The sequence below is a fragment of the Ensifer adhaerens genome, from assembly GCF_002007205.1.
GTDB lineage: Bacteria > Pseudomonadota > Alphaproteobacteria > Rhizobiales > Rhizobiaceae > Ensifer > Ensifer adhaerens_D.
The window spans coordinates 409,590-434,106 of the sequence record NZ_LAZS01000006.1; the positions used below are offsets into that span (position 1 = coordinate 409,590).

A 24,517-nucleotide genomic window follows, 5' to 3' on the forward strand; every position below is an offset into this window, starting at 1 on the left:
CATGTCCTGGCAAAGCCCGATCTCGCCCGGTTATTCCTGGTATGAGGCGACTGTTCCGGACCGACCGGAATATCCGCCCATGCCGGGATCGCGCAAAGCCAATGTCGCGATCGTCGGCGGCGGCTACACGGGGCTGCAGGCGGCTTACAACCTTGCCAGGCAGGGCGTCGACGTCACCTTGATCGACGCCTGCCGCTTCGGCGACGGTGCCTCTGGCCGCAACGGCGGCCAGTTCGGCACCGGCCAGCGGGCCTGGGCGGACGAGACGGAGGAAAGCCTCGGCCATGAGCGGGCACAGGCGCTTTTCGACATGGCCGAGAACGCCAAGCGCTACGTGCTCGACTTCGCAAGCGCCCATGAGATCGACATCGAGTTCGTGCCGGGCCAGCTCTCCGTCGGCCATAAGCAAAGCCTGGAAAAAGACTATCGCGACCATGCCGAAGCGATGGCCACACGCTTCGGCTATCCGCATCTCACCTTCATGGAGCGCGAGGAAACGGCCAGTCGGCTCGGATCTGATCATTACCACTTCGGCATCCGCGATGCCGGCACCGGCCATATTCACCCGATGAAGCTGCTGGTGGGCCTTGCGAAGCAGGCAGCGCTTACCGGCGCCAACCTCTTCGAGCAGACCAAGGCCCTGAAGATCGACCGCCAAGGTGGCGCGATCGTCATCACCACCGACCGCGGCACCATCACCGCCGACCGCGTTCTCGTCGCCTGCAATGCCTATATCGGCAACCTGGAGCCGGTGAGCGCCAGCCACGTCATGCCGATCCGTTCCTTCATCGGCGCGACGACGGTGCTTTCGGACCACCCAAACGTCATTCCCGGCGGCGAATCGGTCGACGATTCGCGCTTCGTCGTGCGCTACTTCCGCAAGTCGCGGGATGGGCGGCTGCTGTTCGGCGGGCGCGAGGCCTATACCGCCGACAACCCGCGCGACATTTCCACCCATATCCGCCGGCAGATCAGCGAGATCTATCCGGAACTCGCCAACATCGAGATCACCCACGCCTGGGGCGGCTCCGTCGGCATCACCATGCCGCGCACGCCCTTCTGTCGCGAGGTGATGCCGGGCGTCACCTCGATCGGTGGCTATTCCGGCCACGGCGTCATGCTCTCCAACTATTGCGGCAAGCTCTATGCCGACCTGGTACTCGGCAAGGACACCGAGCTCGACCTCTTGAAGGCGCTGAAAATCCCGGCTTTTCCCGGTGGCACGCGGTTCCGCTCCGCCCTTCTCTTCCTCGCCCTAAGCTGGTACGCATTACGCGACAGGTTCTGAAAAACGCTTGCGATGGCATTTTATTGCATCGCACTCTAGCGCCTTTAAATCGATTAGATTATATGTGCCCCTGACCTGAACAGATCGAGATATCCCATGAGCAGCCAGATCATTCCCGTCGAACCATTTGACTATGTGGTGTTCGGGGGCACCGGCGATCTTGCGGAGCGCAAGCTGTTGCCGGCGCTCTATCATCGTCAACTGGAAGGCCAGATCACCGAGCCGACCCGCATCATCGGCGCGTCGCGCGCGGCACTCAGCCATGAGGACTATCGCAAGTTTGCCGTCGATGCCCTGAAGGAGCACCTGAAGGCGGACGAATACAAGGAAGAGGAAGTCGCGAAGTTCGCCGCACGCCTGTTCTACGTGTCCGTCGACGCCAAGTCGGATCAGGGTTGGGACGGCCTGAAGAAGATCCTCGAAGAGGGCAAGGAGCGCATCCGCGCCTTCTATCTCGCCGTCGGCCCGGCGATCTTCGGCGACATTTCCGAGCGCATCCGCGATCACAAGCTGATCACCAAGAACACCCGGATCGTCGTCGAAAAGCCGATCGGCCGCGACCTCGCCTCGGCGACCGAGCTCAACGACACGATCGGCAAGGTCTTCCGCGAAGAGCAGATCTTCCGCATCGACCACTATCTCGGCAAGGAGACCGTGCAGAACCTGATGGCGCTGCGCTTTGCCAACGCGCTTTACGAGCCGCTGTGGAACTCCGCCCATATCGACCACGTGCAGATCACCGTGTCGGAAGCAGTCGGTCTCGAAAACCGTGCCGGCTACTACGACAAGGCCGGCGCTCTGCGCGACATGGTGCAGAACCACATCCTGCAGCTCGTCTGCTTCGTCGCCATGGAAGCGCCGACGTCGATGGACGCGGAAGCGGTCCGCGACGAGAAGCTCAAGGTTCTGCGCGCGCTGAAGCCGATCACCTCTTCCAACGTCGAACAGGTGACGGTGCGTGGCCAGTACCGCGCCGGCGCTTCGGCCGGTGGTCCGGTCAAGGGTTACCTGGAAGAACTCGAAGGCGGCGTTTCCAACACTGAGACCTTCGTGGCGATCAAGGCGGAGGTCAGCAATTGGCGCTGGGCTGGCGTGCCCTTCTACATCCGCACCGGCAAGCGCCTTGCCGGCCGCATGTCGGAGATCGTCATCACCTTCAAGCAGATCCCGCACTCGATCTTCGACAACAATGCCGGTCGCATCTCGGCCAACCAGCTGGTCATCCGCCTGCAGCCGAACGAAGGCGTCAAGCAGTCGCTGATGATCAAGGACCCGGGCCCGGGCGGCATGCGCCTGCGCAGCGTCTCGCTCGACATGAGCTTCGCCGAGGCCTTTGCCGTGCGCAATGCGGACGCCTACGAGCGGCTGCTCTTCGACGTCATCCGCAACAACCAGACGCTGTTCGTGCGCCGCGACGAGGTCGAGGCCGCATGGAAATGGGTCGACCCGATCCTGAAGGCCTGGGAAGAAACCGGGCAGCAGGTCCAGGGCTACACCGCCGGCACCTGGGGTCCGAGCCAGTCGATCGCGCTCATCGAGCGTGACGGCCGGACCTGGAACGACGCGATATAGGTGCGCCGATGACGTCTAAGCTTCATACATTCGAGAATGGCGCAGCACTGGCGGAAGGCCTTGCCGATGCCGTCAGCCGGACGCTTGCCGCCGGCGTCGCTGCGCGCGGCTCCGCGAGCATCGCGGTCTCCGGCGGTTCGACGCCCAAGGCTTTCTTCCAGGCGCTTTCCAAAAAGGACATCGCCTGGGACAAGGTGACGGTGACGCTGGTCGACGAGCGCTTCGTGCCGCCGGAAAGCGACCGCTCCAACCACGGCCTCGTTGCCGCAAACCTGCTTCAGGGCAAGGTGGCCGCGGCCAAGTTCCTGCCGCTCTACCATGCGGTTGCCTCGGCCGAGGCTGCAGCCGAGATCGCGAGCGGGGAAACGGCCGCTATCGGCGCGCCGTTCGACGTGGCGATCCTCGGCATGGGAACGGACGGGCATACGGCGTCGTTCTTCCCGGGTGGATCGCAACTGGCGCGGGCCATCGATCCGGCAACGCCGCGTGGCGTGATCACGATGGAAGCCGAGGGTGCCGGCGAAACCCGCCTGACCCTCACTTTCGCCAGCCTTCAGGATGCGCGGCTTCTGGTGCTGCACATCGAGGGCGAAGGCAAGAAGACGGTTCTCGCCAAGGCCGAAGAAGCCGGCGACGAGAAGGATATGCCGATCCGCGCGATGCTGCGCCGTGCCGCATCGCCGGTTGAGATTTACTGGGCGCCCTGACGTGTCATGCGTTCCTATGGAACGCATGACGGACGCTCCGGATCGAACGATGTTGGGTCGTACCGGCCCAATAGAACTCTTGGAAACCCGTTCGGCCGGTGGCGCTGCCATCGGAACGAAGACGTGTTTCTGAGAAATGCCGGAACGACCTGCGTTCTCCCAAGCGCGCCCGCGTTCCGGACCGATGACTGGATGAAGATGAGGAGCCCCAAGGCTCCGGAACAGGATTTGCCATGTCCGCCGATTCCCGCATTGCCGCGATCACCGCTCGCATCGTCGAGCGCTCGAAGCCCCACCGCGAACCCTATCTCGACCGCGTCCGCCGCGCGGCTTCAAGCGGACCGCATCGCAGCGTGCTCGGCTGCGGCAACCTCGCGCATGGCTTTGCCGTCTGTTCCCCCGCCGAGAAGGTGGCGCTCGCCGGCGACCGCGTAGCCAATCTCGGCATCATCACCTCCTATAACGACATGCTTTCGGCCCACCAGCCGTTCGAGACCTATCCGGCTCTGATCCGCAAAGCGGCAAGCGAAGCAGGCGGCATCGCCCAGGTTGCCGGCGGCGTGCCGGCCATGTGCGACGGCGTCACGCAGGGGCAGCCGGGCATGGAGCTTTCGCTGTTTTCCCGCGACCTGATCGCCATGGCCGCCGGCGTCGGCCTGTCGCACAACATGTTCGATTCCACCGTCTATCTCGGCGTCTGCGACAAGATCGTACCGGGCCTCGTGATTGCGGCGCTGACCTTCGGCCACCTGCCGGCAATCTTCGTGCCCGCAGGGCCGATGACCTCGGGCCTGCCGAACGACGAAAAGGCGCGTGTGCGCCAGCTCTTCGCCGAGGGCAAGGTCGGCCGCGACGAGCTGCTCGAAGCGGAATCGAAGTCCTACCATGGGCCGGGCACCTGCACCTTCTACGGCACCGCCAACTCCAACCAGATGCTGATGGAGATCATGGGCTTCCATCTGCCAGGCGCCTCCTTCATCAATCCCGGCACGCCCCTGCGCGACGCGCTGACCAAGGAAGCCGCCAAGCGGGCGCTGGCGATCACCGCCATGGGCAACGAGTTCACGCCGGCCGGCGAAATGATCGACGAACGCTCGATCGTCAACGGCGTTGTCGGCCTGCATGCGACCGGCGGTTCGACGAACCACACGATGCACCTCGTCGCCATGGCGCGGGCCGCCGGCATCGTGCTCACATGGCAGGACATTTCCGAACTTTCGGATATCGTGCCGCTGCTGGCGCGCGTCTATCCGAACGGGCTTGCCGACGTGAACCACTTCCATGCCGCCGGCGGCATGGGCTTCCTGATCAGCCAACTCCTTCGCGCCGGCCTGCTGCACGACGACGTGCGCACGGTCGTCGGCCAGGGGCTCGACGCCTACAAGATCGACGTCCGGCTTGGCGCCGACGGCAATGTCGAGCGCGTGCCGACGCCGAAGGAAAGCGCTGACCCGAAGGTGCTTGCGACCATCGACCAGCCGTTCCAGCATTCGGGCGGCCTGAAGATGCTGACCGGTAACCTCGGCAAGGCCGTCATCAAGATCTCTGCCGTCAAGCCGGACCGCCACGTTATCGAGGCGCCTGCCAAGATCTTCCACGACCAGGCCGAGCTCAATGCCGCCTTCAAGGCCGGCAAGCTCGAGGGCGACTTCGTCGCCGTCGTGCGCTTCCAGGGCCCGAAGGCGAACGGCATGCCGGAACTGCACAAGCTGACGACCGTGCTCGGCATTCTGCAGGACCGCGGCCAGCGCGTCGCCATCCTGACGGACGGCCGCATGTCCGGCGCCTCCGGCAAGGTGCCGGCAGCAATCCACGTGACGCCGGAGGCCAAAGACGGCGGCCCGATCGCCCGCATCCAGGAAGGCGATATCGTCCGCATCGACGCTGTTGCTGGAACCATCGAAGTGCTGGTCGAGGACATCGCACTCAAGACACGTGTGCCCGCGCATGCGGATCTTTCGGACAACGACTTCGGCATGGGCCGCGAGCTGTTCGCGCCGTTCCGGGCGATTGCGGGCGCTGCCGATCAGGGCGCCAGCGTTCTCTTCCACTAGAGCGCCGTGCGTTCATACGAACGCACAAAGGACGCTCTAGCACTTTGTTTCTAGAGCATCTTTCCGCCCGTAAGTGATTCCACTTGAAGGCAGGATGCTCTAGCTCAACCGCGGGCACGCGCCCTCAGAAAGACAGAACGCCGCTCCCTTGGGGCGGCGTTTGTCGTCGGGGCTTTTCGAAATGGTGTGACATCGCTGCGGCTTACGGCAGCGGGCCCGGGAACATGTCGTTGCGCCCATCGTAGCGCTCGATCTCCAGCGTGAAGACATCGACGCCTTCGATGCAGCGCGCATTGATCGAGATCCGGTTGTCCGGGTAGCCGCTCCGCATGATCGGCGTCGAACAGGTCGGGCAGAAATGGTGCCCCTCGTTGAGGCCGCGCCAGATGTAGCTCGACAGGCGACGCTTTTCGGTCAAAAGCTTCACCTTGGCGGCGTCCACCTTCCAGTGCAGGAAGCCGGAGCGCCGGCAGGTCGAGCAATTGCAGTCGACGAGACCGCTAAGCTCTTCGTCGACTTCGACGGCGATATCGCCGCAATGGCAGGAAAGCCGATAGGGTCGCTGCATGGTTCAGGTCCGAATCCGTTGATGGAGACCACAACCATTCATTGAGCACGCGGGGCCGTCAAGACTGCCTTGGCGCCTCAGCGATAGATGTCGAGCGTCCGGTTGCGATGGTTCGGATGGGTGCTGTAGACGAAGATGCGACTGAGGTCGCGATCCGTCAGCATGCGCAGGAACCGCGCCTCGATGACGTCGTTGGCATGCACTCGCCTCAACAGGCAGCCGACCATCTGGATGCGCGCGCTCGGGATATCCAGGTAGAAATTCTGGGGGAGCTGGTACTGCGTGAGGATGCTGATCAACGCGCCGCTTTTCGACAGCTTGATGATCTCGCAGCGACGCGAGCTCAGCTGCGTCATGCCCTTCTCGGTGTATTCGATGCGCGCCTCGTTCCGCGTGTCCTCCATCGGAAAGTTGGTTTCCCGATCGTACATGAAGGACTCTTCCTTGTTCAGGAAGTGCTGGTACATCACCGGCGCCGCGCCTCTCATCGAAATGCCTTTCCGTATCCCCTTTTGAGACAGACTAGCGGCAGAGATTTAACAGAGGGTTTGATCGGCAGGTTGCATTGAAAAAACCCGCCCGATTTTACGGGCGGGTTCGAAAGGAAGAACCTGCTGGTGTCAGCTGCGATAGCTGCGACCGTCGGTGTCGAAAAGGTGCAGCTTGGCCTTGTCGGCAGTGAAGCGCACCTTGTCGCCGCGGTGGACCGGCAGGATGCCGGGGATCTTGGCGATGATCGGCTCCTTGTCGACCAGACCCTCGATATAGAGCAGCGTCACTTCGCCGAGCGCCTCGACGATCGATATGGTTCCCTCGAACAGGAAGTCTTCGCCGGTCGTGACCTGCAGGTCCTCGGGCCGCGCGCCGAAGCTCGCCGTCTTGCCATTCTGCGATGCGTCGGTCGGGATATCGAGTGTCACGCTCTTGCCCCCCGTCAGCTTCACCGTCGTCTGCGCCCCGGTCGCCGTCACCGTCGAAGGGATGATGTTCATCGCCGGCGAGCCGATGAAACGCGCGACGAAGAGATTGGCCGGGCGCTCGTAAAGTTCCAGAGGCGCGCCCACCTGTTCGATATGGCCCTGTGACAACACGACGATGCGGTCGGCGAGCGTCATCGCCTCCACCTGGTCGTGGGTGACGTAGATCATCGTCGTGTCCGCCATCTGCTCGCTGAGCTTGGCGATCTCGATGCGGGTGGCGACACGAAGGGCAGCATCGAGGTTCGACAAAGGCTCGTCGAACAGGAAGACCTTGGGGTCGCGGCAGATCGCGCGGCCAATGGCGACGCGCTGGCGCTGACCGCCGGAAAGCGCCTTCGGCAGACGGTCGAGATACTTGGTGAGCTGGAGAATGTCGGCGGCGTTGCGCACGCGACGGTCGATCTCCTCCTTCGTCTCCTTGGCGATCCGCATGCCGAAGGCCATGTTGTCGTAGACCGTCATGTGCGGATAGAGCGCATAGGATTGGAACACCATGGCGATGCCGCGCTTCGATGGCGGCACGGTGTTGACCCGCTCGCCGTCGATGAACATGTCGCCGCCGGTGATCTCCTCGAGACCGGCGATCATGCGCAATAGCGTCGACTTTCCGCAGCCGGAAGGGCCGACGAAGACGATGAACTCGCCCTGCTTGATGTCGAGATTGATGCCATGGATGACATCGACCGCGCCGTAGGATTTGCGGATATCTTTAAGCAGCAGACCCGTCATTGCACCCTCCCCTTCGGTTCTTCCCGTCAGTTCTTGCTCTCATCTTGGTTCGGCCGACCGTTCAGACCAACCGTGCGAAATACGCGCCCCAGGCGGGCAGCTTGACCGTTCTGTCCTTCACTTCGGCTGTAAAACCGTGGCCTTCGAGCGCCGACACCGGCTCATCCGGCAGTGTGCCCGTCGCCGGTTCGCCGCTCATGTTGAACAGGCAGAAAAGCTTTTCGTTGCCGTAGCTGCGCACGAAGGCGAGCACAGGTCCATTCGTCTCCACGAACTCGATCTCACCCTTGGCGAAGGCCGGATGGGCTTTGCGGAAATGCAGGAAGCCGCGGTAGTGCTCGAGCACCGACTCCTGATCCCCCTGCTGCGCCGATACGGCGCGGGTCAGATGTTCCGCCGGGACCGGGAGCCAGGGCTTGGCACTGCCGAAGCCGCCATTGACCGCTGCGCCGTCCCAGACCATCGGCGTGCGGCAACCGTCGCGCCCCTTGAAGTCCGGCCAGAACTGGATGCCATAGGGATCCTTCAGGTCCTCATAGGCAAGCTCGGCTTCGCTCAGCGCCAGTTCCTCGCCCTGGTAGATGCAGACCGAGCCGCGCAGCGTCATCAGAAGGCTCGCAAGCAGCTTCGCATGGGCGTCGCGATCGGCAATCCCCGCACCCCAACGGCTGACATGGCGCACGACATCGTGGTTGGAAAAGGCCCAGCAGGCCCAGCCTTCGGGTGCTGCCTTCTGGAAATTGCGCAGCACTTCGGCGACGGTCGCCGGCGTCAGCGGGTCCGGCGCCAGGAACTCGAAGGCGTAGCACATCTGCATCTTGTCGCCGCCGGAGGTGTATTCGCCGGCGATTTCCAGACCACGCTGGCTGTCGCCGACTTCGCCGACGGCGGCGATCGCCGGGAACTCGTCCATGACCGCGCGGAAGCGCTTCAGGAACTCCAGGTTCTCCGGCTGGTTCTTGTCGTAGAGATGTTCCTGATAGTTGTAAGGGTTCACGGCCGGCGCGGTCTGGGCATTGCGGCGCTCCGGCGCCAGCGCCGGGTTGTCGCGCAGCTGCTTGTCGTGGAAGTAGAAGTTGATGGTGTCGAGGCGGAAGCCGTCGACGCCACGCTCCAGCCAGAAGCGCTCGACACCGAGCAGCGCCTCCTGCACTTCCGGATTGTGCAGGTTGAGGTCGGGCTGCGAGGTCAGGAAGTTGTGCATGTAGTATTGCAGGCGGGTCGGGTCCCAGGCCCAGGCCGAGCCGCCGAAGATCGACAGCCAGTTGTTGGGCGGTGTGCCGTCCGGCTTGGAATCCGCCCAGACGTACCAGTCGGCCTTGGCATTCGTCCGGCTCGATCGGCTCTCGATGAACCAGGGATGCTGGTCCGACGTATGCGAGAGAACGAGGTCGATCATCACCCGGATGCCGAGGCGATGCGCCTCGGCAATCACCGCATCGAAATCGGCGAGGCTGCCGAAGATCGGGTCGACATCGCTGTAATTGGAGACGTCGTAACCGAAGTCCTTCATCGGCGAGGTGAAGAACGGCGAAATCCAGATTGCGTCAGCGCCGAGGGCGGCAATATGCGGCAACCGCGCAACGATGCCCTTGAGGTCGCCGATACCGTCGCCATTGGAATCCTGGTAGGAGCGCGGATAGATCTGGTAGATCACCGCGCCGCGCCACCAGTCCCGATCGGCCTGCAAAGTGGAAGTGCTCATTTCGGTCATGCTCATTTTCTCTGGACGTCCTTGGATTGTCAGCCGCCCTTGACCGACCCGGCCAGCAGACCGCGAACGAGATAGCGCTGCAGGCTGAAGAAGACGATCAGGGGAACGATAATGGTAATGAAGGCGGAGGCCGTCAGGATCTCCCAGTTGCCGCCGCGTGAACCGAGCAGGTTGACGAGCCGGCCCGTCAGAACCAGTTCGTCCGGCCCCGCGCCCAGGAACACGATCGCGACCAGCAGGTCGTTCCAGGTCCACAGAAACTGGAAGATCGCGAAGGAGGCGAGCGCAGGAAAGGAGAGCGGCAGGATGATCTTGACGAAGATGTCGAAATCGCTGGCACCGTCGACGCGTGCGGACTCCATGATCTCGCGCGGCAGGCCGGCCATGTAGTTGCGAAGCAGGTAGATGGCGAGCGGCAGGCCGAAACCGGTATGCGCCAGCCAGATACCGACATAGGTCTTGGCGGGAACGCCGAAGAAGGCACCGACGCCGTTATAGAGTTTCAGCAACGGGATCAGCGACATCTGCAGCGGCACGACGAGAAGGCCGACGACGACGGCAATCAGGATCGCGCGTCCCGGAAACGGCATCCACGCAAGCGCGTAGGCCGCGAAGGCCGCGATCATGATCGGGATGATCGTCGCGGGAATGGCGACCGTCAGCGAATTGATGAAGGAGCGGCCGATGCCTTCGGCGCTCAGGACCTCGCCATAGTTGTCGAAGGTGAAGCGCGGCGGCGACGAGGCGGTGACGAAGACGCGCTGGCCGCGCGATCCTTCCATCTTCTTGTCGGAGACGATCTCGAAATTTCCGTCTGCCTGGACGGTCAGTTTCTCGCCATCGTTGAGCTCGGCGGTTTCGCCGGCCTTGAACGCGGCCGGCTCGCGGCTGTTGAAGCCGAAAGCGGAGATCCGTCCCTGCTGTCCTTCGAGCAGATTGCCGGAGATCACGAACTTGCCGTCGCGCTCGACCTGGGTTTCGGGCCCGGGCGCTCGCACCACGATGTTCTGCGACGAGGTCGAAAGGGAAGTCCACCAGCCCGAAACGGCAAGCTGGTCCTTGTCGCGCAGTGACGAGATCAGGAGGCCTGCGGTCGGCAGCGTCCAGAGCGCGACGATCAGGAGGACCGAGAGGTGGACGACCCACATGAGGGGTGAGCGTGTCGCTGGATTCATCTCAGTGCCCCTTCATTTCCTTGGCCGCGTTGCGGATGTTCCAGACCATGATCGGAATGACGAGGATCATGATGACGACGGCGATCGCAGCACCCCGACCGAAATCGCCGCCACCGCGGAACATCCAGTCGAACATGAGATTGGCGAGCACCTGGCTCTGCCATTGGCCGTTGGTCATGGCGAGAACGATATCGAAGACCTTCAGCACGAGGATGGTGATCGTCGTCCAGACGACGGCGATCGTGCCCCAGATCTGCGGCACCATGATCTTGAAGAAGATCTGCCAGCCATTGGCGCCATCGATGACGGCCGCCTCGATCGTCTCCTCGGGAATGCCACGAAGGGCTGCGGAAAGAATGACCATGGCGAAGCCTGTCTGGATCCAGACGAGGATCGCCATCAGGAAGAAATTGTTCCAGAAGGGCAGCGTGATCCAGGCCTGCGGGTCACCGCCAAAAGCAACGACGATCGCGTTCAAGAGGCCGATCTGTTCCGAGCCCTCGGGGCGGAAGTCGTAGATGAACTTCCAGATGACCGCGGCGCCGACGAAGGAGATCGCCATCGGCATGAAGATTAGCGTCTTGGCGATATTGCCCCACCAGATGCGATCGGTGAGTGCGGCAATGATCAGGCCGAAGAAGGTCGCTAGCGCCGGCACGACCAGCAGCCAGAGGAAGTTGTTGTAGATCGACTGGCGGAACTCGCCGTCGTTGACCATCCAGACATAATTGCTGAGGCCAACGAAGTTCTGGCCCGCGCGATCATGGACGCTGTACCAGAGCGACATGAAGACGGGATAGATCAGGTATATTGTCAGTGCCAGGAGCGCCGGCCCCAGAAACAGCCACGGACGGATGGCGTTGGTGATACGCAGGTTTCTTGACGCAACGGCACCGGATTTTCCCTTGGACGGGAAAATCAGGTCGAGAATGAAACTGGTTCCCCAGAAATAGGCGGCGCAGCCGATAACCCCGCCCAACATGAACCCTGCAGCCTTTACAAGCTGAAACAACATGACATGTCCCTCCCCCTCGGTGCACGGTCGCGTGCAGGGCTGGCGATTGTCGCCGTTCTCATTGGAGCACGCCACTTCTGATAGCCAGGAGCGGGTAGCGTACGGAAAACCGCATACACTTCTCCTCGTCCCGCCCGTGCAGCGAACCCGGGTCGGCAACGGGCGGCATTTCTACCGCCCGTCATCGGTTGTTACTTGATGGCGTCCCAGGCCTTCTGGACGCCGTCGGCGACGTCAGCCGAGGACTTGCCGCCGACGAAGTCGACCATGCCGGTCCAGAACGCGCCCGCGCCGATCTTGCCCGGCATCAGGTCGGAACCGTCGAAGCGGAAGGTCGTTGCGTTCAGCAGAATTTCGCCCTGCTTCTTCAGCGGCGGGTTGCCGTAGGTGTCGACGTTGACGCTCTTATACGGCGTCAGGAAGCTCGTCTGCGCCATCCAGAGTTCGTGGGCGATCGGCGTCTTCAGGAACTCGATGAAGGCGCGGGCCGCCGGCGTATCCTTGGTGATCATCGCCAGCGTACCGGCGCCGAGCACCGGATTGCCGAGATCCTTCCTGCTCTCGTAAGGCGGCATGTAGAAGAAGTCGGCATCCTCGCCGATCACGGTTCCCTCAGGGAAGAAGGACGGGATGAACGACGCCTGGTGGTGCAGGTAGCACTTCGGCGGCGAGGCGAAGAGGCCCTTCGGGCTGTCGCGGAAGTCGGTCGAGGCAACGGCGGCAGCACCGCCATCGACGAACTTGTCGTTCTTGGCAAACCAGCCGAACTCATCGAGCGCGCCGACGACGGCCGGATCGGTGAACGGGATCTCGTTCTTGACCCACTTGTCGTAGACATCCGCTGGCTGGGTGCGCAGCATCATGTCTTCCACCCAGTCGGTCGCCGGCCAGCCGGTGGCACCACCGGAGCCAAGGCCGATGCACCAGGGCTTGCCGCCGTCAGCCGCGATCTTTTCGGTCAGCGCCTTCAGCTCTTCCATGGTCTTCGGCACTTCGTAGCCGGCGTCCTCGAAGTTTTCGGGCGAGTACCAGACGAGCGACTTCACGTCGATCTTGTAGGGGAAGGCATAGAGCGCGGCATTGCCGTCCTTGCCCTTGTAGGTCGAAAGATCGACCCAGGACTGGCCGGCGGCGTAGTTGTCGAGCAGCCACTTCTGGGTGTCGTCGCCGAGCGGCGTCAGGTAGCCCTTGGAGGCGAGATCGGCGATCAGGCCCGGCTGCGGAAGGATCGAGATTTCGGAGGGGCTGCCGGCCTGGGTGTCGATGACGATCTGCTGCTCGTAGTTTTCGGAGGACGAGTACTTGATCTCCACGCCCGTCGCTTCGATGAAATAGGCATAGACGCTCTTGAACAGCGCCTCGTCCTCGCCACGCCATGGGCCGAAGATCGTCAGCGTCTGCCCCTTGAGGTCGTGGCCCTTCTTGAACTCCTCGAAGCTCGCCCAGTTGAACTTCGAATCCTCGCCCGGCTTGAACTTGAGCTCCGCGGCGCCGGCAGCACCAGCCATGAGGGCAAACGCCGCCACGCCCAACAGCAATGATCTCTTCACGTCCTTCTCCTCCCAAGATGAACCCGGATCCCGCCGGGCAGTCGACAATGCGCAAAAATTCAAAGCGCTTTGAGTTCGCTAACAAACCATTGCGACACGCGAGGAGTCAAGAGCTTTCCCGCCCCTGTCCTCTATGCGACGCTTTTGTGCTCTGCGGTAACGTTTTGCACCGCGCAATGGTTGAATTCCGCTTTGTTGCTCGAAAAACGGATGCTACACAAACTCTGGGCGCTGGGACCAAACACCAAAAATCATACGGATATCCAAAGCGCTTTGGGAGGAATCCTGACCATGGCGGTCAATCTCAAGCAACTTGCGGAACTGCTCGGCCTGTCGCAGACGACGGTCAGCCGGGCGCTGAATGGTTTTCCGGAGGTCAATGCCGAGACCCGCCAACGTGTGTTGCAGGCCGTGCGCGAGACCGGCTACAGGCCGAACCGCGCCGCCCAGCGGCTTGCCACCGGCAAGGCCTATTCGATCGGCATGGTCATGCCGATCGCACCCGGCATCGATTCCGACGTGCATTTCGGCGAGTTTCTCGCCGGTCTTGCCGAGGAGGCGGTCAAGCACGACTTCCACTTCGTGCTCAATCCGAGTGCGCCGGAGGACGAGGAGGTGACGTTCCGGCGGCTTGCGGCCAGCGGCAATGTCGACGCCCTGTTCCTGGCCTACATGCGCGCCAACGATCCACGCATCGCCATGTTGAAATCGCTGTCGATACCCTTCGTCGTGCACGGCCGGTCAATCGGCGAAAGCCGCGACTACCCGTTCCTCGACATCGACAATACGAGCGCCTTCTACGATGCGACACGGCTGCTCATCCAACTCGGACACCAGCGCATCGCACTGATCAACGGGCCGGAATATCTGGCTTTTTCCATTCGCCGAAAGAAGGGCATGCTGCGCGCGCTCGCCGAGCACGGGCTTTCGCTCGACGAGGCGCTTGTCCAGCACTCGCTGATGACAGACGAACACGGCTACCGCAGCATGCAGCCCTTCCTGCAGCATGCGAACCCACCGACGGCGGTGCTCTGTTCAAGTACGGTGCTGGCCCTTGGCGCGGTCAGGGCGATCAACCAGGCAGGATTGAAGATCGGCGACGATATTTCGCTGATCGCCCACGACGACGTGCTGCCGATGCTGAAGCCCGAAAATTTCAGCGTGCCGTTGACGACGACGCGCTCGTCGCTCCGGGCCGCCGGCGCCCGGATCGCCACCCGGCTGATCGGCGGCATCCTGAAACGGGGCGACTATCCCGAACAGGAACTCTGGCGTGCCGAACTGATCGTGCGTGCCTCGACCGGACCCGCCCCACAAAAATGAAAACGCGCCGCAATTGCGACGCGTCTCCTCATTCCACTTGAACGGAAATCAGAAGCGCGGCGGTTTGCGGCCGGCCTTGCGATGAGCGGCAATCACCGTGTTCGCCATCAGCATGGCAATCGTCATCGGGCCGACGCCCCCCGGCACCGGGGTGATGACGCCTGCAACCGCGGCGGCCTCGGCAAAGGCGACGTCGCCGACCAGCTTCGTCTTGCCCTCGCCCTTTTCCGGCGCCGGCACCCGGTTGATGCCGACGTCGATGACCGTCGCACCGGGCTTCACCCAGTCCGCCTTCACCATCTCGGGGCGGCCGACGGCGGCAACCAGGATATCGGCGTTGCGGCAGACGGCGGCCAGATCCTTGGTGCGCGAATGCGCCGTCGTCACCGTCGCGTTGGCCGCCAGCAGCAGCGCCGACATCGGCTTGCCGAAAAGGTTCGAGCGGCCGATAACGACGGCGCTCAGCCCAGAAAGATCGTCGCCGTGGGTCTGGCGCACGAAGACCATGGCGCCCGCCGGCGTGCAGGAGACGAGACCGCCTTCGAGATCGCCGGTCGCAAGCTTGCCGGCATTGACGACATGCAGGCCGTCGACGTCCTTTTCCGGCAGAATCGACTGGATGATCGGCTCGGAGTTCAGATGCTTCGGCAGCGGCAGCTGCACGAGGATGCCGTGAATGGAGGGATCAGCGTTGAGCTTTGCGACGAGGGCTGCGAGCTCTTCCTGGGTGGTTGCCTCGGCCAAGGTGTGCTGGACCGACAGGAAGCCGCACTCCTTGGCCATCTTGCTCTTGGAGGAAACATAAGCGTGGCTTGCCGGATCGTCGCCGACGATCACGACGGCGAGACCTGCGCGAACGCCGGCGTCCGTCTCGAGCGCACGGGTCGCGGCCTTCACGGTCTCGATCACCGAAGCAGCGACTTGTCTGCCATCAATCACAGTCGTCACGGCATATTCCTCCTGGCTTCCTGTTCACGCGGCACACTCTAGTTCGCCTCAGAAAAGGCGATGGCCTCAACGCGCCCTATGCTGTCCCAAACGCATAAATGCAAGAGGCGGCGGCGAGGTTGGCAGCCGTTTCGAGTGCCCCGACGATATTTCCTCTCAAGACTGAGAGGTGAACGTGGTTTCGCCGAAAGCCCTGAGATGCAAGCCGAGCATGCCCCTCCGCCTTCGGGTCGGATCAACGATGCGCGAGCTTCTGGCGGGAATAGTGCTCGACCCGGGATCTGAGCGCGCGCAGGCCTTCCTGGACCTTGGCGATGTCGGCGTCTTCCTCGTCTGCGGCCGGTGGCACCTGTCGTACCACCACGGGGCCTGTCGTTGCGCTCCGGCGCGCGACGGCATAGGCGGCGTTCAGCGATTGCGCATGGTGCGCGGCGGGGCTGAACGGCGGTGGCAGATCGAGGCTGGCCGAAGCTGGGTCGGGCTGCGCTTGCTTGCGCGGCGCGAGCTCGGGACCGCCATCGGGTTCCGGCGGCTCGGGCGCTTGGTCGTCGTCAGACTTGCTGGCTGCGGGGAACAATCCGTTCAAGCTGCGATAGATGCCGAGCAGAACGCCGAGACCGAGGCCGGCAAAGAATCCCGCCATCGTTGCAGCAATGACGATGATCTTGCGGGCAGGCCCCTTTGCCTGCAGCGCCGGCTCGGCCTTGGAGATCACCCGGATGTTCCTCGCGGTCAGCTTTTCCTCTTCGCGCGTTTCGCCAGCGCGCTTGAGGAAGGATTCGTAGATTTCGCGGGTTGCCGCCGCTTTCCGCTGCAGCTCGCGCAGTTCGACAAACTCGGCGGAGGAATCGATCTGCCGGGCCTTCTGCACCGCAAGCTGCTGCAACAGATCCTGTTCCGTCCTCTGGGCTCGGTCGAGCTCGGTCCCGGTCGCCGCCGCGACACGGCGCAACTCGTTGGCGATCTCGGAGCGCGACGCCTCGAGCGCCTGTTGAACGGCGATGTGTTGCGGGTGGCGCGGTCCGAGGCTCGCGTCGAGGGCGCTCAGCTGCGCCCGGGTCGCAGCATATTGCTTGCGCAGCTCGGAGAGCGCCAGCGAGTTGATTTCCTCCGGATAGGCGCCCGTCAGCACATCGTTGAGCTGCACCTTGCCGGAGGCTTCTGCCTTGGCTTTCGCTTCGGCGATGCGATTGCGCGCCGCAGCGACCTGGTCGCTGAGGCTCAAAAGCTGCTTGTCGGCGATCAATTCACCGCCGGCACCGACAATATCGTTGCTCGCCTTGTAATCTTCGACGGATTTTTCGGCCGCGTCGAGCTCGGCCTTCAGTTCCTTGATACGCGCGTCGAGCGCAACCGTCGTCTTCTGGAAGAAGCCGGATTGCGCGGCCGCTTCCTCGCCTAGGAACGTCTCCACCAGCCGGTTGGCGATCAGCGCCGACTTTTCGGGATCCCTGGTCTTCGCCTCAACGGTGACGATGAAAGTTTTCGGATCGCGCCAGACCTGAATGGCTTCGCTCAAGGTTTTCAGGACGCGCGCGGACGCATCGCCACCGGTCGCCTTGCCGGCGAACTCCGCGTCGCTTCCCAGGTCCAGACTGGCTGCAACCCTTTCCATGACCGTTCGCGAACGCAGCACTTCGAGCTGGCTGTCGAGCAGAGCGAGAATGCCTTCGGTTGCGAGCGATTGCTTCGACAGGTCGGAGTCCGTCAGCCGTACCTCGCGCGGATCGACATAGAGCTTGCTCTCGGACACGAAGACGCTCGGCGTCGACAGCGCCAGCAAAACGCCGCCGACGGCGCCGAGCGCCGTGGTCGCGAACATGAGCTTGCGAAGCTGCCAGACCGCGCGCAGCACGGTCTTGACATCCACGAGCGGGCGGTCGCCGGCGGCTTGCCCGTCCGCGGTCACAGTCGGCGCAGCACCGTCACGCGGACTATCGGCCAGCCAGCGCGCAAATTTGCCACGCATGCCGCCGTGTTCCGATTGGCGGCCTGCAGCAGGAGCCTTGCCTTTCGGCCGCGCTGTTTCACCAGGTGTTTTCTGCCCCTTCGAGGGGCCTTCGCCACGCGTCGCTGCGCGATCGGCTGTGTCTGCGGAGCCGGACAGTCGATCGAGCAAGGACGAGCCCGAACTCGACGGGTCGGTGGCGCGCCTGTCTCGCGCACGCGCCGGATCGCGCGCGTCGTCGGCTGCAAAATCGAGCAACGATGCACGCGGAACCGGGCGTTTCTCGTCGTCGATGTTGAACATGACTGATCCCGCGGCTGCCGAAACGGCGAATTCCGAATAGTGAAGCCAACCTAAGGAAACATGGAAAACAAATCGTTAATTTCGGCAGGAAGTGAAGGCGCGACCGGCGTGATCTCACGCCTTATTAAGCTTTCCCGCCTATGACGGAAGGACGAGCGCAATTCCAGGCGAGCGCTTTGCGAGCCCTGCCCTTGGAACTGTGAGATATCAAGGAGATAGAGCGTTTCCGTCGTAACGAAGAGGCGACGCGCTACTGGGATTTCGGCCGTGCCCCATCGCATCAAAGCGCTTTATCTCCGCCACCGGGCGCTCATCCACGCTTACCTCTCGATGACCGGAGGCTCGGCGGGCCGGCTCGTGCTGTCGCTCGTCTATTTCATCGCCGTTGCCAACACGCTCGCCATCGCCGATTTCGGACTGTTCGCAACGGCATCCGCTGCCGGCATCATGATATCGCGCGTGCTTGCCTTCGGCTTCATGTCCCCGCTCTACCGGGTAGCGACCGTGAAACCGCTGCTGGTCGGCACCTATAGCGCCGGCTTCCTGGTCGGCGCGGTACTTTCGCTGCCGCTGATCGCGATCATCTGCACGATCACCTTCCTCGCCCTCTTTTCCCGCGACATGGCGGCAGGCACTTTTGCAGCCTTCATGCTGGCCGAAATCCTCTGCTGGCGCGGGCTGGAGACGGCCGTCATCGTGCTGAACGGCCTCGGTCGCTTCGGGCGCGGGGCCTTGCTCGTGGTGATCGGAACGGCGATCCGCACCGGCGCTGCCCTCCTCCTTGTTCTTCTCCCATGGAATACGCTCGAGGCCTGGTCCTATCTCTACCTGGTTGCGAATGCGCTCAGCCTCGCGGTCGCACTCCTCTGGTTCTATCCGCGCGTCCACCTGCGCTGGCAGCCCCGTCTCTATTTCAGGCGCTGGGCGGATTCCGTGTCGGTGGCCGGAGCCGAGGTGCTCTTCTACATCCAGTCGGAGTTCGACAAGATCGCCGTGCTTGCGATCGGGGGTCCGGCCGTTTCCGGCCTCTATGCCATCCTGATGCGGCTCGCAGACCTGACGGCGCTGCCCGTGCGGTCCTTCAACACCCTGCTCGTCCAGCGCATCATGCGAACACCCGACGCGATTGCTCGCTGGCGTGTCCGGCTGTCGATCGAACTCCTGGTGGCGCTTGCCTCCTTCGCAGCCATCGCGGCCATGGCATTCTATCTGTGGGTCTTTCCCAACGGCCTCGGCCGCAATGTTTCGGCGGCCGCGCCGATCGTCGCGATGATCCTGCTCGTGCCCTCGTTCCGCAACCTGATCGAGTATCATTCCGAACTGCTCTACGCGACCGGCCGCACGGTGCGGCGCATGCTCAACCTCCTGATTGCCGGCATCGTCAAGGTGGGGCTGCTGGTGCTGTTGTTGCAGACGACGACCGATGTTTCGACCTGGGCGCCGGCGCTCAACGGGATCTTCCTGGTCCTCTACGCGCTCTCGTTCGGGCTGACTTACACGGCGCTCAGGAAGCCGACCGACCGCGTCATCTGAAGGAGAACGCGTGTCTCAGGCCGCAAGCTCGAACACCACCTGGCGGATATCGTTGAGGTCGTGGCCGACGAAGGACTGTACCCCGATGCCGATCTGGTGGGGCGCCATATCCTTCAGGAACGCCCTGAGCCCGGAGAGATCCTGTCGGTAGCTGTCTTCGAACCAGAGCACATGGCAGAGCGCGGCATCGGAGGGAACGTGCCCTTCCCCGCCCAGCACCTCGTCGACGAAGCGACCGTAGATCGTGCATTCGGAAAAGGCGCGCGTACGGGTGACGGCCCTCACCCAGTTCCGGCCGTGAAGCGCCTCGATGTGCTCGAGCAGCTTGCGGCAGGTATCGGTGCGCCAGGCGATCAGCGTATTGATATAGTCGTTGGCCGGTAGCGCGTAAGGCCCGATCCCGAGCAGCCGGTCGGAATGGGCGAGCCATTCGAGATGGTTGGAGCGCATATGCGTATCGATCGCTCCGTCCTTGCGGTAGAGCGTCAGCCGTTCTCCCTGCCAGAGGCTGGCGGGATCGAAAGCGCGCAGGAAGACGACATCGGAATCGACGGCAAACATCGCCGCCTCTTCGATGTGGCGCGCCAGAGCCAGGCGGCGAAGCTGCTGGGCATGCCAGCCACGCAGCGGCAGGCCGAAGGGGCTGAGCCACAGTTTCCGGCGGCCGCCCGACAACGGATCGGTAACCGGATGTAGCCACCACGGCAGGAGATCGCGTTCGCTGATCACCTGGCGCCTCGAGCCTTCCAGCTGCCGGAAGAGCTTAACGTCACATTCGGCGACCAGCAGATAGTGCCGCCAGTCGCCCTGAAGCTTGCGGTCCATGCTTTCGCACATCAGCCGGCAGCGTTCGAAGTCGTTCGAATAAGACGCTGTGACAACGGCTGTGCGCATGGTCTGACCGTTCACGATGTTCCCGTCCGAAGGCTGGCGTCGGCGACGCTTTCCCGCGCCCGCCCCGACAGCTTGTGCCAGAGGACGTGAAACAGGAAAAGCGGGTTTCCGAGGACATAGCGACGCCACATCCGCTTCGGCTCGACCGCCAGGCGAAAGAACCATTCCAGCCGCATCCGGCGCAAGAACTTCGGCGCCCGCGGAAACGCCTCCGCGACGAAGTCGAAGAGCGCGCCGACAGTAATGACCAACCGGGCGTCCTGGGGCCCCACATGCGCATCGACCCATTTCTCCTGGCCGGGGCTTCCCATCGCCACCAGCAGAATATCGGCGTTCAGCGCTCGGACATCGGAAAGCACTTGCTCGGAGCGGTCACGATCGAAGAACCCGTCCGAAACGGGGATGAATTCGTGCCACGGTGCGTGCCGGCGAAAATTCTCGGCCGCGCGCGCCAGCACCTTTGCCTGGGCGCCGATCATCGCGACGCGTAGCGGCCGCTCGATGAAGGTCAGCAGCGCCGGCACGAAATCCGTGCCGTTGAGATTGGCGGGGAACATGCTGCCGTAAGAAAGATAGGAAGCGATATCGACGCCGTGACCGTCGGGAAAGACAACCTGGCGGCTTAGGACCTCGCGGTACTCACCGTCGCGCATCATCAGGTTGGCATTGTTGGCATTGAGGAATGCCAGGATCGTCTGCCCGCCCGGCCGCGATAGTGCGTCGGCTACAAAGGCAAAGGCGCTCTCCCAGTCGAAATCGACCACCGGCATGCCCAGTACAAGGCGCCTGGAAGTGGCCGCGTTCGCGCCGGCGGTCGACTTGGTCACGACCGTCCCCCGTCATGGATCTTCAGTTCGGGCGGAACCGACGCTGTCTCGGCTGCCGCGCTGGGGCCAAAGCCGGCCAGCACATTGCGCATGACCCGCATCAGCCTCGCCTTTTGGGCACGATGGAAGACCGAACCGTCGAGACGCTGGCGGTCACCGCCCCGCACCTGGGCAACCTTGTCGACCAGCAGGCGCGCGAACTCCGCCGGATCTTCGGCCGCGGCGCAATTCTCAGGAAGCGCCTCGATGCCGCGCAACGAGGCCTGTGTCGCCACCGATGGCATGCCGAGCTCGAAGGTCTCGATGCTCTTCAACTGCACGCCCGTGCCGCCACGGCTGACGAGCGGTATGACGGCGCTTTCGGTGACGAAGGCGCGGGCGTCCGGGACCCGCCCGACGAAACGAATGCCGGGATGGGAAACTGCAGGCATGCCGTCCATCTGACCGGCAATGGCGATCGAAAGGTCCTGGGGCAGATGCGGCACGACTTCGGCGAGAAACCAGTCGAGGCCCAATCGGTTCGGCCGCCAGCTCCAGGTCCCGATCAGGCCGAGATCCTGTCGGAGGGCCGGCTCGTCGATCGGCGCTCCAGCCGCCTCCCAGCCGGTCACCAGCGGCAGCACGAAAGCCCGATCGCTGACGGCGCGGCCGAAGCCGAAGCGATCGGCTTCCGCAAATGTCCAGACGGCTACCGCATTCTGCGCCAGCTTCTGTTCGTAGCGCTCGAGATATTGCGCTTCGCGCCGAAACAGAAAGCGTTCGACCGTACCGGCTGCGCGCTCGGCACTCTCGAAGGCAGAATCCGCCTCGACATTGTGGGCGACATAGATCGACGGATAGGGCCGGAAGACTTGCTGGAAAGCGGCCGGCAATTGCACCGAATTGAGCACGAGGCCGTCAAACGGAGCGAGGCTCTCGAGGAGAGACTGGATCCGGCTTGCCGGCACCACGAGCATCTTGCCCGACGAAACCGTCGTCCGGTTGAGGAAAGCCGTCGCAAGCCAGCTCAATTTTTGGAGTGTTCCCACCTTGGCGTTGGTGACCTCGAGTTCGCCGAGGAGATGCATTTCGCAATCGGGCGCGGGTACGCGTCCCGGCTGAAGAAAGCCGATAACGCTGACCCGGTGACCGAGCGCGCGCAGACCGTCGAGCACAGCCCGGTTGGCGATGTCGAAACCGGACGCCGGATTGGCGACAGGAACGAGCGAGGAGACCAGGACCAGATGCATTTTGCCACGCGTCATGAATGGAACTGGGCCCTCTTTAACAGCATGGGGTGAAGGAGCGCTTAAAGACCCCTTTTAAAAACTGCCGCCAGGGTTCAGCATCTGTTTAGGAAGATTTGCTGTATTGCGCTACAATTTTGCTCTTACAGGTTTCGCCATGACGACGACCGGCCAGGACATTTCCGTCTACTTCCGGACAGAGTTGGAAGATGCCGGCGACATCGAACTCGTCGTCGTGCTGCCGACGTTCCGGCGGCCGGAACACGTCGTCAAGACGCTGAAAACCATTGTCTCCCAGAGGCCTGACATCTCCTACGCCACGGTCGTCGTCGAAAACGACGCCGAGGGGCTGGCCGGCGCTGCGGCAGCAAAGGACTTCTTCCTCGGGCATCCATCGGATTCTGTCGTGATCGTCGCGCACCAGCGTGGCAACTGCCACGCCTACAATGCCGGCTGGTCGACGGCTCTCGAAACCTATCCGAACCTCAAGGCGATCGCGATCATCGACGACGACGAAGTGGCGGCGCCCGAATGGCTCGATTGCCTCATCGCGGCACAGGAAACGACCGGCGCCGACATGATCGGCGGCCCGCAGCTACCGGTCTTCGAAGGCGATGGCGGGCAGAAGTGGAAGCGTCACCCCGTTTTCACGCCCCACTATGATGCGACTGGCCCCGTACCCATCCTCTATTCCTCGGGCAACGTGCTCGTCACCCGAAGGGTGCTGGACGCGATGCCGCGACCTTTTCTGGATCCGGCCTTCAACTTCATCGGCGGCGGCGATGCCGATTTCTACAGCCGCTGCAAGGCGCAAGGGTTTTCCTTCGGCTGGGCGACGGACGCCTGGGTCGCGGAGACGGTGCCCGCCCGCCGCACCAGCGCATCCTGGATCAGGGCGCGCAGCCTCAGGAACGGCGCGATCTCGACGATGCTCGAACATCGGCGCGATCCGAGTTTCAAGGGACGGCTCAGGACCTTCTTCAAATCGCTGGCGCTGCTTGGCGCATCGGTGCCGCGCGGGCTGGAACTGTGGAACAAGAGCGGGCTGGCGGCGGCCGGATCATACCACTTCTACGTGGCGGTCGGCCGGCTGATGGCGGAACTCGGCCTCGTCAACGAACAATACCGCACCCCGGAAAAGAACTGACCGCGGACACCGTCTCGCCGGCGGCAAACGGCCGGGCGGAAACCCGCCCGGGCATCCCTCATTACGCGCATCAGTGCGAGCTGCTTGCCTTGACGGCGCCTTCCGGCAGCTTGTCGTCGGCGACATTGCCGTTCTTGTCGACGATCGGGACTGGCTTTTGCCGCGGCACGTTCTGACTGTTGGCAACGCGCTTGACGTCTTCCTTGGTCAGATATTCGAGCTGCTCGACGAGCACCTCGCTAATCACCTCTTCGCCGAGTTTCTTGTTCAGGCCGTCCTTCACCGTCGTCTTGAAGGTGGGCAGATCGAACGTACCGGTGTCGGCGATATCGATGAATTTCGAGCCGACGAGCAGGTCATAGAGTTCGTCGGTGACCATCTGGCGCAACGGCGCGCGAAGATTGTTGATCCCCTCCTTGGTGGCGGAGAAGGAAAGCTTGGTCAGGAAATAGCCCTGAACGGAACCATCCCTGATGACCGGAATGGTGATCATCTCACCGGGAACATACTGCTCCGATACGCGCCGGGCGGCCTCGCCGTCCGGGACGGCGGGAGCGGAGGCGCTTTGCATCGAGAAATAGACCGATCCGAGCGTGACGGCGCAGACCCAGATCCCGGTGAAAACAAGCTTCAGCATCAGAAATCGCTATAGCGGAACTGCGCTTCCGAGTAGATGCCGTCCGCATCGGCATCCTGGGCGGCGGTCTTCAAGAGGTCGACGACGGCACGAACCGCCTCGAGATGGGCCTCGACCTTCTGCGAATTGACCGACAGCTTTTCGCGCAGGTGACGCGCGTGCGAGGAGAAGGTCGACGAGGATTCGCCCGGCAGCATGTCCCGATGCAGCATCGTCAGTTCGTAGAGGCAGCGGCTCTTGTGCGCGTTCGATGTCTTGATATCGAATTCCGGGTCGACGCCGATCCGGCTGTTCTCGTTGTCGAGGATCATTTCCAGGCGGCCGAGCACGTTCTGGATCCGGACGTCATTGGATGCCACAGCTTCCATGATTCAACTCC

Annotated in this window: 21 protein-coding genes; 7 read left to right on the forward strand and 14 right to left on the reverse strand. The window is 63.0% G+C overall.

The features are described 5' to 3' along the window. Position 1: 1 nt before the first annotated feature. From XB14_RS14610 to edd, 4 genes are all read left to right on the forward strand, one after another. Positions 2-1,288, forward strand: a complete 1,287-nt coding sequence (locus XB14_RS14610) for an NAD(P)/FAD-dependent oxidoreductase (RefSeq protein WP_077962318.1) — start codon at positions 2-4, stop codon at positions 1,286-1,288. Positions 1,289-1,384: 96 nt separating this feature from the next. Continuing rightward, on the forward strand, positions 1,385-2,860 hold the full coding sequence (gene zwf / locus XB14_RS14615; RefSeq protein WP_077962319.1) for a glucose-6-phosphate dehydrogenase: 1,476 nt from the start codon (positions 1,385-1,387) through the stop codon (positions 2,858-2,860). Between the two features lie 8 nt (positions 2,861-2,868). Further along, on the forward strand, positions 2,869-3,567 hold the full coding sequence (pgl, locus tag XB14_RS14620; RefSeq protein ID WP_077962320.1) for a 6-phosphogluconolactonase: 699 nt from the start codon (positions 2,869-2,871) through the stop codon (positions 3,565-3,567). Positions 3,568-3,800: 233 nt separating this feature from the next. Next, positions 3,801-5,621: a phosphogluconate dehydratase gene (gene edd, locus XB14_RS14625; RefSeq protein WP_077962321.1), complete on the forward strand. Its 1,821-nt coding sequence runs from the start codon at positions 3,801-3,803 to the stop codon at positions 5,619-5,621. 202 nt (positions 5,622-5,823) lie between these two features. Here edd and XB14_RS14630 read toward each other — a convergent pair whose 3' ends face one another. The 7 genes from XB14_RS14630 to XB14_RS14660 form a co-directional block, all read right to left on the reverse strand. Further along, positions 5,824-6,189 (reverse strand): GFA family protein, encoded by a 366-nt coding sequence (locus XB14_RS14630; RefSeq protein WP_077962322.1) that lies wholly within the window; start codon positions 6,187-6,189, stop codon positions 5,824-5,826. 77 nt (positions 6,190-6,266) lie between these two features. Beyond that, positions 6,267-6,677, reverse strand: coding sequence for a hypothetical protein (locus tag XB14_RS14635; RefSeq protein ID WP_077962323.1), 411 nt, complete (start codon positions 6,675-6,677; stop codon positions 6,267-6,269). 132 nt (positions 6,678-6,809) lie between these two features. Continuing rightward, positions 6,810-7,898, reverse strand: coding sequence for an ABC transporter ATP-binding protein (locus XB14_RS14640; RefSeq protein WP_077962324.1), 1,089 nt, complete (start codon positions 7,896-7,898; stop codon positions 6,810-6,812). A gap of 61 nt (positions 7,899-7,959) precedes the next feature. After that, on the reverse strand, positions 7,960-9,612 hold the full coding sequence (locus XB14_RS14645) for an alpha-glucosidase family protein (protein WP_419178591.1): 1,653 nt from the start codon (positions 9,610-9,612) through the stop codon (positions 7,960-7,962). 29 nt (positions 9,613-9,641) lie between these two features. After that, on the reverse strand, positions 9,642-10,787 hold the full coding sequence (locus XB14_RS14650) for a carbohydrate ABC transporter permease (protein ID WP_077962326.1): 1,146 nt from the start codon (positions 10,785-10,787) through the stop codon (positions 9,642-9,644). 1 nt (position 10,788) lies between these two features. Further along, positions 10,789-11,802, reverse strand: coding sequence for a carbohydrate ABC transporter permease (locus tag XB14_RS14655; RefSeq protein WP_143348388.1), 1,014 nt, complete (start codon positions 11,800-11,802; stop codon positions 10,789-10,791). Between the two features lie 191 nt (positions 11,803-11,993). Further along, the gene (locus tag XB14_RS14660) at positions 11,994-13,352 is read right to left on the reverse strand and encodes an ABC transporter substrate-binding protein (RefSeq protein WP_077962327.1); all 1,359 of its coding nucleotides are present in this window, start codon (positions 13,350-13,352) and stop codon (positions 11,994-11,996) included. A 291-nt stretch (positions 13,353-13,643) separates the two neighbouring features. Between XB14_RS14660 and XB14_RS14665 the strand changes: the two genes are divergently transcribed. Further along, positions 13,644-14,675: a substrate-binding domain-containing protein gene (locus XB14_RS14665; RefSeq protein WP_077962328.1), complete on the forward strand. Its 1,032-nt coding sequence runs from the start codon at positions 13,644-13,646 to the stop codon at positions 14,673-14,675. A 48-nt stretch (positions 14,676-14,723) separates the two neighbouring features. Here XB14_RS14665 and folD read toward each other — a convergent pair whose 3' ends face one another. Together folD and XB14_RS14675 are read right to left on the reverse strand one after the other, a co-directional pair. Further along, positions 14,724-15,623 (reverse strand): bifunctional methylenetetrahydrofolate dehydrogenase/methenyltetrahydrofolate cyclohydrolase FolD, encoded by a 900-nt coding sequence (gene folD, locus XB14_RS14670; RefSeq protein ID WP_077962329.1) that lies wholly within the window; start codon positions 15,621-15,623, stop codon positions 14,724-14,726. A gap of 235 nt (positions 15,624-15,858) precedes the next feature. Continuing rightward, complete coding sequence (locus tag XB14_RS14675) at positions 15,859-17,874, reverse strand: GumC family protein (RefSeq protein WP_077962331.1); 2,016 nt, start codon at positions 17,872-17,874, stop codon at positions 15,859-15,861. Between the two features lie 267 nt (positions 17,875-18,141). Between XB14_RS14675 and XB14_RS14680 the strand changes: the two genes are divergently transcribed. Continuing rightward, positions 18,142-19,407, forward strand: coding sequence for a lipopolysaccharide biosynthesis protein (locus XB14_RS14680; protein ID WP_077962332.1), 1,266 nt, complete (start codon positions 18,142-18,144; stop codon positions 19,405-19,407). Between the two features lie 15 nt (positions 19,408-19,422). Here the strand turns inward: XB14_RS14680 and XB14_RS14685 are convergent, their stop codons facing one another. The 3 genes from XB14_RS14685 to XB14_RS14695 are packed head-to-tail and all read right to left on the reverse strand — an operon-like array spanning position 19,423 to position 22,372. After that, positions 19,423-20,301, reverse strand: a complete 879-nt coding sequence (locus tag XB14_RS14685; protein WP_077962926.1) for a DUF6492 family protein — start codon at positions 20,299-20,301, stop codon at positions 19,423-19,425. A gap of 11 nt (positions 20,302-20,312) precedes the next feature. After that, the gene (locus XB14_RS14690; RefSeq protein WP_234804046.1) at positions 20,313-21,128 is read right to left on the reverse strand and encodes a WecB/TagA/CpsF family glycosyltransferase; all 816 of its coding nucleotides are present in this window, start codon (positions 21,126-21,128) and stop codon (positions 20,313-20,315) included. After that, positions 21,125-22,372, reverse strand: a complete 1,248-nt coding sequence (locus XB14_RS14695; RefSeq protein WP_234804047.1) for a glycosyltransferase family 4 protein — start codon at positions 22,370-22,372, stop codon at positions 21,125-21,127. The genes XB14_RS14690 and XB14_RS14695 overlap by 4 nt, the downstream gene beginning before the upstream one ends. Positions 22,373-22,511: 139 nt before the next feature. Here XB14_RS14695 and XB14_RS14700 point away from each other — a divergent pair, with 139 nt between their 5' ends. Further along, positions 22,512-23,501: a glycosyltransferase family 2 protein gene (locus XB14_RS14700; RefSeq protein ID WP_077962928.1), complete on the forward strand. Its 990-nt coding sequence runs from the start codon at positions 22,512-22,514 to the stop codon at positions 23,499-23,501. 70 nt (positions 23,502-23,571) lie between these two features. Here the strand turns inward: XB14_RS14700 and XB14_RS14705 are convergent, their stop codons facing one another. Continuing rightward, the gene (locus tag XB14_RS14705) at positions 23,572-24,138 is read right to left on the reverse strand and encodes a hypothetical protein (protein ID WP_077962334.1); all 567 of its coding nucleotides are present in this window, start codon (positions 24,136-24,138) and stop codon (positions 23,572-23,574) included. Next, positions 24,138-24,506, reverse strand: a complete 369-nt coding sequence (locus tag XB14_RS14710; protein ID WP_077962335.1) for a hypothetical protein — start codon at positions 24,504-24,506, stop codon at positions 24,138-24,140. The genes XB14_RS14705 and XB14_RS14710 overlap by 1 nt, the downstream gene beginning before the upstream one ends. Positions 24,507-24,517 lie beyond the last annotated feature (11 nt).

Bases quoted from the DNA above. Each gene is read 5' to 3' on its own strand.
- XB14_RS14655 (WP_143348388.1), bottom strand. From the start codon at position 11,802: ATGTTGTTTCAGCTTGTAAAGGCTGCAGGGTTCATGTTGGGCGGGGTT.
- XB14_RS14695 (WP_234804047.1), bottom strand. From the start codon at position 22,372: ATGACGCGTGGCAAAATGCATCTGGTCCTGGTCTCCTCGCTCGTTCCT.
- XB14_RS14665 (WP_077962328.1), top strand. From the start codon at position 13,644: ATGGCGGTCAATCTCAAGCAACTTGCGGAACTGCTCGGCCTGTCGCAG.
- XB14_RS14675 (WP_077962331.1), bottom strand. From the start codon at position 17,874: ATGTTCAACATCGACGACGAGAAACGCCCGGTTCCGCGTGCATCGTTG.
- XB14_RS14610 (WP_077962318.1), top strand. From the start codon at position 2: ATGTCCTGGCAAAGCCCGATCTCGCCCGGTTATTCCTGGTATGAGGCG.
- XB14_RS14645 (WP_419178591.1), bottom strand. From the start codon at position 9,612: ATGACCGAAATGAGCACTTCCACTTTGCAGGCCGATCGGGACTGGTGG.
- XB14_RS14640 (WP_077962324.1), bottom strand. From the start codon at position 7,898: ATGACGGGTCTGCTGCTTAAAGATATCCGCAAATCCTACGGCGCGGTC.
- XB14_RS14705 (WP_077962334.1), bottom strand. From the start codon at position 24,138: ATGCTGAAGCTTGTTTTCACCGGGATCTGGGTCTGCGCCGTCACGCTC.
- pgl (WP_077962320.1), top strand. From the start codon at position 2,869: ATGACGTCTAAGCTTCATACATTCGAGAATGGCGCAGCACTGGCGGAA.
- XB14_RS14685 (WP_077962926.1), bottom strand. From the start codon at position 20,301: ATGCGCACAGCCGTTGTCACAGCGTCTTATTCGAACGACTTCGAACGC.
- zwf (WP_077962319.1), top strand. From the start codon at position 1,385: ATGAGCAGCCAGATCATTCCCGTCGAACCATTTGACTATGTGGTGTTC.
- XB14_RS14635 (WP_077962323.1), bottom strand. From the start codon at position 6,677: ATGAGAGGCGCGGCGCCGGTGATGTACCAGCACTTCCTGAACAAGGAA.
- XB14_RS14650 (WP_077962326.1), bottom strand. From the start codon at position 10,787: ATGAATCCAGCGACACGCTCACCCCTCATGTGGGTCGTCCACCTCTCG.
- edd (WP_077962321.1), top strand. From the start codon at position 3,801: ATGTCCGCCGATTCCCGCATTGCCGCGATCACCGCTCGCATCGTCGAG.
- XB14_RS14710 (WP_077962335.1), bottom strand. From the start codon at position 24,506: ATGGAAGCTGTGGCATCCAATGACGTCCGGATCCAGAACGTGCTCGGC.
- XB14_RS14630 (WP_077962322.1), bottom strand. From the start codon at position 6,189: ATGCAGCGACCCTATCGGCTTTCCTGCCATTGCGGCGATATCGCCGTC.
- XB14_RS14700 (WP_077962928.1), top strand. From the start codon at position 22,512: ATGACGACGACCGGCCAGGACATTTCCGTCTACTTCCGGACAGAGTTG.